Source organism: Klebsiella sp. K-Nf6, assembly GCF_002806655.1.
In the GTDB taxonomy this organism is placed as follows: domain Bacteria; phylum Pseudomonadota; class Gammaproteobacteria; order Enterobacterales; family Enterobacteriaceae; genus Klebsiella; species Klebsiella variicola.
Genome location: NZ_PIBN01000021.1, coordinates 80,985 through 89,594, shown reverse-complemented (window position 1 = coordinate 89,594; position 8,610 = coordinate 80,985). Strand labels below are relative to the sequence as shown.

Below are 8,610 nucleotides of genomic sequence, written 5' to 3'. Positions count from 1 at the left end.
AGTACTCGGCTACGAACCGAGCGGTCGGAGGTTCGAATCCTCCCGGATGCACCATATTCTCCTTGATAACAGCGACGATGTTGTTTTATGGTCTGCGAAATTATCGCCAGCACCAGGGAGGATAACGTTGCGTAAGCAACGGCCCGTAGGGCGAGGCGCAGCCGAGTAATCCTCCCGGATGCACCATATTCTCCTTAGTAACAGCAACATTGTTGTTATCTGGTTTGCGAAACCATCGTAAGTGCCAGGAGAGTCACCCCGCAGTAAAATAGCTTTCCCGATGCATCCGTAGCTCAGCTGGATAGAGTACTCGGCTACGAACCGAGCGGTCGGAGGTTCGAATCCTCCCGGATGCACCATATTCTCCTTAATAACAGCGACGATGTTGTTTTATGGTCTGCGAAATCATCGCCAGCACCAGGGGGGATAACGTTGCGTAAGCAACGGCCCGAAGGGCGAGGCGTAGCCGAGTCATCCTCCCGGATGCACCATATTCTCCTTAATAACAGCGACGATGTTGTTTTACGGTCTGCGAAATTATCGCCAGCACCCTTTCGAATACACCATCCTCACTCTTCTCTCTCCATTCCGATTACCTCGTTTTCCATCACCGATTTCATCCTGACTTTTTTTATTGGCAAGCCGCGCTTTCCACTATAATTTATCCTTGTATATCAGCGTTATCAGGCTGAGATAAATGCAAGGAGAGAAATCCATGAAATGGTTCAAAGCAATACCTGCTTTTTGCGCGACGCTGCTGGTGGCGACGGCCCTTACTGGCTGTGCCGGTTCGTCCACCAAAGAAAGCACCGGCGGTTACATTGACGATACCGTGGTGACCACTAAGGTGAAAACGGCGCTCTTTAATGATAAAGAAATCAAGTCCTCAGAAATCAGCGTCCAGACCTTTAAAGGCCGCGTGCAGTTGAGCGGGTTTGTCTCCTCTGCTGATAGCGCTAAACGTGCGGTAGAAGTCACCCGTCGGGTGCAGGGCGTGCGAATGGTCGAGAACGATCTGCGTATTAAATAAGACCGGCTTTCTGGTTTTATGCCTGAAGGCGCCTGAGGGCGCCTTTGTCGTTTAAGCCGCTGGCCGCGACAACGACGGGCTTTTGCGATAGAGTAACCATTCATTAACCGGTTGGTGAGAAGACAATGTACGAAGGTTACGCAGGACTGATCTTTGATATGGATGGCACCATTCTCGATACCGAGCCGACGCATCGTCAGGCATGGAACGAGGTGTTGGGCCGCTACGGTATGCGTTTCGACGAACAGGCGATGGTCGCGCTCAATGGCTCACCAACCTGGCGGATTGCCCAGGCGATTATTGAACTCAACCAGGCGGATCTCGATCCACATCGCCTGGCGCAGGAAAAAACCCAGGCGGTTAAGGCGATGCTGCTGGACAGCGTACGCCCATTGCCGCTGATTGAGGTGGTCAAGGCGTGGCATGGCCGTCGCCCGATGTCGGTGGGTACCGGCAGCGAAAGCGCCGTCGCCGAGGCACTGCTGGCGCACCTGGGCCTGCGTCATTACTTCACCGCGGTGGTGGCGGCCGATCATGTGGTCAACCATAAACCCGCGCCCGATACCTTCCTGCTGTGCGCCGAGCGCATGGGCGTCGCGCCGGAAAAATGCGTGGTCTTCGAAGATGCCGACTTTGGTCTGCAGGCGGCGAAGCGCGCAGGCATGGACGCTGTTGACGTGCGTTTGCTGTGAGCGACGCGCTGTCACTCACCTCGCTGTTTGCCAGTAGCTTTTTAAGCGCCACGCTGCTTCCCGGTAATTCGGAGGTTGTGCTGGTGGCTATGCTACTTGCAGGGGTCAGTCATCCATGGTGGTTAGTATTAATAGCAACAATCGGCAATAGCCTTGGAGGGGTAACTAACGTTATTCTGGGGCGCTTGTTTCCGCTGCGCAAAACCTCGCGCTGGCAGGAGCGGGCGGCCGGCTGGCTTAAGCGCTACGGCGCGGTCACGCTCTTACTGAGCTGGGCGCCGGTTGTCGGTGATTTACTGTGTTTGCTGGCGGGATGGATGCGCATTTCCTGGGGACCGGTACTCTTTTTCTTATGCCTTGGTAAGGCGCTGCGCTATATCGTTATTGCGGCAGCGACGCTTCAGGGCATGACGTGGTGGCACTAATTGGACTGATAGTTCATCCATTACAATTATGCTTATTCAAACGATTTCGACAGGCGGGAGGTCAAATTGATCCCGGACGTATCACAGGCGCTGGCCTGGCTGGAAAAACATCCGCAGGCTCTGCAAGGTATTCAACGTGGTCTGGAGCGGGAAACGCTGCGCGTTAACGCCGACGGCACCCTTGCAACGACCGGTCACCCTCTGGCGTTAGGCTCAGCGCTGACGCATAAATGGATTACCACCGATTTTGCCGAAGCTTTACTCGAGTTCATTACGCCGGTAGATGGCGATATTGAGCATATGCTGACCTTTATGCGCGATGTCCATCGCTATACCGCGCGTCAGCTGGGCGACGAGCGGATGTGGCCGCTGAGTATGCCATGCTATATCGCTCCCGGTCAGGATATTGAGCTGGCGCAGTACGGCACCTCAAACGTGGGGCGTCTGAAAACGCTGTATCGCGAGGGGCTGAAGAACCGCTATGGCGCGCTGATGCAGACTATCTCCGGCGTGCACTATAACTTCTCGCTGCCGATGGCGTTCTGGCAGGCGAAGTGCGGCGTGGAAGACGTCGAAAGCGGTAAAGAAGCTATCTCGGCGGGCTATTTCCGCTCGATTCGTAACTACTATCGCTTTGGCTGGGTGATCCCTTATCTGTTCGGCGCTTCGCCGGCGATTTGCTCTTCGTTCCTGCAAGGGAAACCGACGACGCTGCCTTTTGAGGAAGCGGGTAACGGTATGTACTACCTGCCGTACGCCACCTCGCTGCGCCTCAGCGACCTCGGTTATACCAATAAGTCGCAAAGCAATCTCGGAATTACGTTTAACGATCTGCACGAGTATGTGGCAGGATTGAAGCGGGCGATTAAAACGCCGTCGGAAGAGTACGCTAAAATCGGGCTGCAGAAAGACGGCAAGTATCTGCAGATCAACAGCAATATCCTGCAGATTGAAAACGAACTCTATGCGCCGATCCGTCCGAAACGCGTGACCCGTCGGGGCGAAACCCCGTCCGATGCGCTGCTGCGCGGCGGCATTGAGTACATTGAAGTGCGTTCGCTGGATATCAACCCGTTCTCGCCGATCGGCGTTGACGCCCAGCAGGTGCGTTTCCTCGATCTGTTTATGGTCTGGTGCGCGCTGGCCGACGCGCCGGAGATGAGCAGCGATGAGCTGCTGTGCACCCGCACCAACTGGAATCGGGTGATTCTGGAAGGGCGTAAGCCGGGCTTAACGCTGGGGATTGGCTGCGAAAGCGCGCAGTTCCCGTTGGCTCAGGTGGGTAAAGATCTGTTCCGCGATTTACGCCGCGTGGCGCAGACCCTTGACAGTATCCACGGTGGCCAGGCATATCAGCAGGTCTGCGACGAGCTGCTGGCCTGCTTTGACGATCCGGAATTAACCTTCTCAGCCCGCATTCTGCGTTCTATGATTGAAGAAGGGATTGGCGGCACTGGCCGTGCATTGGCGGATCGCTATCGGACGCAGCTGCGGGAAGAGCCGCTGGAGATCCTGAGCGAAGCCGATTTCATCGCCGAGCGCGAGGCATCGGTGGCGCGGCAGAAGAAAGTGGAAGCGGAAGACAGTGAGCCGTTTGAAGCGCTGCTGGCACGACACGCGTAGCCGCTGACGATACAAAAGAAAAAGGCCACATCAATGTGGCCAAACTTTCATCTCTGATTCAGGGATGATGATGATAATAAATGCGCGTCTTTCATATACTGAGACTCGCGGCTGAACAAAGAGTTCATTTTATTTTAAAAAAAATCACTCCCGGAGGTGACGAATGCCGTTGTTAGATAGTTTCACAGTCGACCATACCCGAATGGAAGCCCCAGCGGTGCGTGTCGCGAAGAAAATGAACACGCCGCATGGCGATGAAATCACCGTTTTCGATCTGCGCTTCTGCGTGCCGAACCAGGAAGTGATGCCGGAGCGCGGTATCCACACTCTGGAGCACCTGTTCGCGGGCTTTATGCGCGATCACCTGAACGGGAATGGCGTGGAAATTATCGACATTTCGCCGATGGGCTGCCGCACCGGGTTCTATATGAGCCTGATTGGTACGCCAGATGAGCAGCGCGTCGCTGACGCCTGGAAAGCGGCGATGGCCGATGTACTGAAGGTAAAAGATCAGAACCAGATCCCGGAGCTGAACGTTTACCAGTGCGGAACCTACACGATGCACTCGCTGGAAGAGGCCCAGGACATCGCTCGTCATATCATTGAGCGCGATGTGCGCATCAACAGCAACGACGAACTGGCGCTGCCGAAAGAAAAACTGCAGGAACTGCACATCTAGTGCTTCCGCCACGGCCCGACGCCTGTCGCCGGGCCGCTCTCCTGACGCCGCCATGACCACCACCACGACGTTCTCCTTTCAGCACCGCCCGCTGGTGCCTTTTGCCCATGATTACGCCCACGGTGACCAGGAAGACTGGCATCAGCATGACTGCGCCCAGCTGCTGCATATTTTAAGCGGCGTGGTGCGGGTCGCGACGCCGGCAGGTTACTGGGTGGTGCCGCCCGGGCGCGGCGTCTGGCTGCCGGCGGGAACGCCGCACGCGCTGCGTATGACCGGCAACGTGGCGGCGCGCACCCTGTTTATCGATCCGCTGGCGCGCGCCGATCTCCCGGCGGGCTGCCAGATCGTACAGATCACGCCGCTGCTGCGGGAACTGATCGTCTCATCCCTGGGACTGGCCGAGCGCTATGCCCCCGCCAGCCGTGACGAACGGATTTATGAGCTGATCCTCGATGAGATCCGCGGGATGGCGATCCTGCCGTTTGGCCTGCCGGAACCACAAAGCGACACGCTGCGTCGGCTATGTCAGCAGGTGCGTGAGACGCCGGGCGATGTCTGGAGCAGCGGCCAGGCGGCGAAGGCGTGCAGCATGAGCGAGCGAACCCTTAACCGCCATTTTCAGCAGCAGACTAGCCTGACGTGGAGCGAGTGGGTGCGCCGGGCGAAGCTAATGGAAGCGCTGACTCGCCTGGCGCAGGGTCACTCCGTGCTGCGGGTGGCGCTGGAGCTGGGCTACGGCAGCCACAGCGCCTTCAGCGCCATGTTTCGTCGGGTGATGGGCGTTGCTCCCAGCGACTATTTTCGCCCTCCGACCTGATCGGCGACGCTGATCGCATTGCACAATGCCTGCAGCGAAGCGCGCGCCACGTCATTATCAATACCTACCCCCCAGTAGCTTTCACCTTGCGGAAAAACGCAGCGGATATAGGCGACCGACCGACTGTCGCTGCGCGCGCCAAGGGTATGCTCATGGTAGTCCTTGATCATAAACGGCTGTCTGAGCAGTGCGCTGAGGCCGCTGGCGGCGGCCGACAGCAGGCCGTTGCCCTGGCCCTGCAGGCGTCGGGTTTCGCCGTGGTGACGCAGCGTCGCCTGCAGCGAAAGCTGACCATCCTGTTGGCTGGCGCTCTGATAATCGAGCAGCGTCAGCGCAGGCTGCGCCAGCAGGCCGTAGCGCGTGCGGAACAGCTGCCACAGCGCGTGGTGGGTCATCTCTTTGCCGTCGCTATCGGTCGCCTGCTGTACATGCTGACTGAAGTCCTGCTGCAGCCCGCGGGGCAGCTTGAGACCATGATTTTGTTCGATAAGCCAGGCGCTGCCGCTTTTCCCCGACTGGCTGTTGACGCGGATCACCGCCTCATAGCTACAGCCGATATCCTGTGGGTCAATGGGCAGGTAGGGCATCTGCCATGGATCACCAGGATGACGGGCATCAAACCCTTTTTTGATTGCATCCTGATGGGAGCCGGAGAAGGCGGTGTAAGCCAGACTTCCCGCCCACGGGTGGCGCGGGTGAACGGGGATCTGGTTGCAGTTTTCCACCACCTCCACCACCCGGTTCATCTGCTCGAAGCGAAGCTGGGGGTCGATGCCCTGGCTGTAGAGGTTCATGGCCAGCGTGACCAGGCAGACGTTGCCAGTGCGTTCGCCATTGCCAAACAGGCAGCCTTCCACCCGATCGGCGCCAGCCATCACCGCCAGCTCGGCGCTGGCGACACCGGTCCCGCGGTCGTTATGCGGGTGCACGCTGATGCAGACCTCGCCGCGGCGGGAGAAGTGGCGGCAAAAATACTCGATCTGATCGGCATACACGTTGGGGGTGTTCACTTCTACCGTCGCCGGCAGATTGACGATCATCGGCCGTTCGGCGCAGGGCTGCCAGACGTCCGCCACCGCCTCGCAAATCTCAAGCGCAAACTCGGGTTCGGTAAAGCAGAAGGTCTCTGGTGAGTATTCGTATTGCCAGCGGGTCTCCGGCTGTTGTTCGCACTGCTGGCGGATAAGCCGGGTGGCACGGGTCGCCAGGGCGATCACTTCGGCTTTATCCATCCCAAAGACCAGCTCGCGAAACAGCGGCGCGGTGGCATTGTAGAGGTGGACGGTGGCCTGGCGGGCGCCGCGCAGCGCCTCAAAGGTGCGCAGGATCAACGGATCCCGCGCCTGGGTCAGCACCTGGATGGTGACATCTTCCGGGATGCGCTGCTCGTCGATCAGCTGGCGGACGAAGTTGAAATCGGTTTGCGAAGCGGAAGGGAAGGCGACCTCAATCTCTTTAAAGCCGCACTCCAGCAGCAGATCCCAGAACTGCAGTTTGCGGGCGCTGTCCATGGGCTCCGCCAGCGCCTGGTTGCCGTCGCGCAGGTCGGTCGACAGCCAGCGCGGGGCGTGGCTGATTTGCCGGTCGGGCCAGCGGCGGTCGGGCAGGGCAATCGGCGGATAGGGACGGTACTTTTCAGCAGGATGGCTCAGCATAGTATTCTCCTTAATGGTCAGCCTTTATCCTGCCCGAGCGTCGGGTGGCGGGCTTTCGCAAACGAGACAGAAACTAGCGAGAATTGGACAATCTGACGCCATAAAAAAGGGACCCGCAGGTCCCTTAGTCTGATACTTAGTGTGCGCCCCCACCGCCGCCGCCGGCGCTGAATGGCGGCCTGGCGAACCACACCAGGCTGAGCAGAAGAATAAAGATCCCCGCCGAAACCCAGAAGATTTCGTTGGCGGAGATAATCAACCCCTGGTTGGTTATCTGCTGTGCTATCCAGCCGGAAGCCTGCTGCTGGGTCATTCCCATGCCCTGCAGCTGATCGTACATCTGCTGGGCGTTGGGGTTGAACGGCGTCACCGACTCGGTGAGCTGCGCATGGTGCAGCGCCTCACGGTTGGTCCACATGGTGGTGGTGATCGAGGTACCGATGGAACCGGCAAGCGTTCGGGTAAAGTTCGACAAGCTCGACGCCGCCGCCAGCCGCTCCGGCGGCAGGCCGGAGAGGGTGATGGTGGTCAATGGCATGAAGAAGCAGGCTACCGCGAAGCCCTGGATAAACTGCGGCCACGCCGAAGCACCAAAGTCCATACCCGGTTCAAAGGTCCACGCGCGCCAGTAGAAGCACACCGCATACATAATAAAGCTGAAGGTCACCAGCCGCCGCATATCGAGCTTATGCGCAAAGCGGCCGATGATTGGCGACAGAATAACCGGGATCACCCCCACCGGCGCCGACGCCAGACCGGCCCAGGTGGCGGTGTAGCCGTAGACCTCCTGCAACAGTTGCGGCAGCAGCACGATGGCGCCGAAGTAGAGCATATAGGCCAGGCTGATACACAAACAGCCGATGGTGAAGTTGCGTGACTTAAACAGCGAGAGGTCGACTATCGGGTTATCGTCGGTCAGCTCCCAGACAATCAGGAAACTTATCGCCACCACCGCCACGATGGTCAGGATGATAATCTCGTTGGAAGCGAACCAGTCGAGCTCTTTACCGCGGTCGAGCATCACCTGCAGGCTACCGATACCGATGATCAGCAGGGCGAGACCCACGCCGTCGATGCGCCGTTGTTCGGTGCGGGTTTCACGGTTGCGCAGGGTTTGCAGGGTCATGATCACCACCGCCACGCCAATCGGCACGTTGATGAAGAAGATCCAGCCCCAGTGATAGTTATCGCTGATATAGCCGCCGAGAATCGGGCCACAGATCGGCGCGACGATCACGGTCATTGACCACAGGGCCAGCGCAATCGACCGCTTCGCCGGCGGGTAGTTGCTGAGCAACAGGCTCTGCGACAGCGGGATCAGCGGACCGGCGACGATCCCCTGAATGACGCGGAAGAAAATCAGCATCGTCAGGCTGTTCGACACCCCGCAGGCCCAGGAGGCGATAGCGAATGCCACCGTCGACCAGACGAAGAGCTTCACCTCGCCGACGCGTTTCGCCAGCCAGCCGGTAATGGGGATGGAGATGGCGTTGGCCACCCCGAACGAGGTGATGACCCAGGTTCCCTGGCTCAGCGACGAGCCAAGGTTACCGGCAATGGTCGGAATTGCCACGTTGGCGATAGTGGAGTCCAGCACCTGCATGAACGTCGCCAGCGACAGCGCAATGGTCATAATGACCAGTTGCGCGCCTTCGAGCGGTTTTTGCTGTTGCATTACGCTCACCC

At 58.6% G+C, this 8,610-nt stretch carries 8 protein-coding genes and 1 tRNA gene; 7 read left to right on the top strand and 2 right to left on the bottom strand.

What is annotated here, in order from left to right; all coding sequences use genetic code 11:
• The first annotated feature begins 282 nt into the window (after positions 1–282).
• The 7 genes from CWM61_RS25525 (at position 283) to CWM61_RS25495 (ending at position 5,269) form a co-directional block, all read left to right on the top strand.
• Positions 283–359 (top strand) — tRNA-Arg (locus tag CWM61_RS25525).
• A 356-nt stretch (positions 360–715) separates the two neighbouring features.
• The gene (locus tag CWM61_RS25520; protein ID WP_061153576.1) at positions 716–1,030 is read left to right on the top strand and encodes a BON domain-containing protein; all 315 of its coding nucleotides are present in this window, start codon (positions 716–718) and stop codon (positions 1,028–1,030) included.
• 125 nt (positions 1,031–1,155) lie between these two features.
• Positions 1,156–1,722: a fructose-1-phosphate/6-phosphogluconate phosphatase gene (gene yqaB, locus CWM61_RS25515; protein ID WP_100632158.1), complete on the top strand. Its 567-nt coding sequence runs from the start codon at positions 1,156–1,158 to the stop codon at positions 1,720–1,722.
• Positions 1,719–2,147, top strand: coding sequence for a YqaA family protein (locus tag CWM61_RS25510; protein WP_008806149.1), 429 nt, complete (start codon positions 1,719–1,721; stop codon positions 2,145–2,147). The genes yqaB and CWM61_RS25510 overlap by 4 nt, the downstream gene beginning before the upstream one ends.
• A gap of 66 nt (positions 2,148–2,213) precedes the next feature.
• A complete protein-coding gene (gene gshA / locus CWM61_RS25505) occupies positions 2,214–3,770 on the top strand; it encodes a glutamate--cysteine ligase (RefSeq protein ID WP_008806148.1) in 1,557 nt (518 codons plus the stop codon).
• Between the two features lie 163 nt (positions 3,771–3,933).
• On the top strand, positions 3,934–4,449 hold the full coding sequence (gene luxS / locus CWM61_RS25500; protein WP_002914351.1) for an S-ribosylhomocysteine lyase: 516 nt from the start codon (positions 3,934–3,936) through the stop codon (positions 4,447–4,449).
• A 52-nt stretch (positions 4,450–4,501) separates the two neighbouring features.
• A complete protein-coding gene (locus CWM61_RS25495; protein WP_100632157.1) occupies positions 4,502–5,269 on the top strand; it encodes an AraC family transcriptional regulator in 768 nt (255 codons plus the stop codon).
• On the opposite strand, the gene leuA is transcribed toward CWM61_RS25495, so the two are convergent.
• A complete protein-coding gene (gene leuA, locus CWM61_RS25490) occupies positions 5,248–6,924 on the bottom strand; it encodes a 2-isopropylmalate synthase (RefSeq protein WP_074387787.1) in 1,677 nt (558 codons plus the stop codon). The two genes, CWM61_RS25495 and leuA, sit on opposite strands and share 22 nt — an antisense overlap.
• Positions 6,925–7,060: 136 nt before the next feature.
• Entirely contained in the window at positions 7,061–8,599 is a 1,539-nt protein-coding gene (gene emrB, locus CWM61_RS25485) for a multidrug efflux MFS transporter permease subunit EmrB (RefSeq protein WP_061153580.1), read from the bottom strand.
• Positions 8,600–8,610 lie beyond the last annotated feature (11 nt).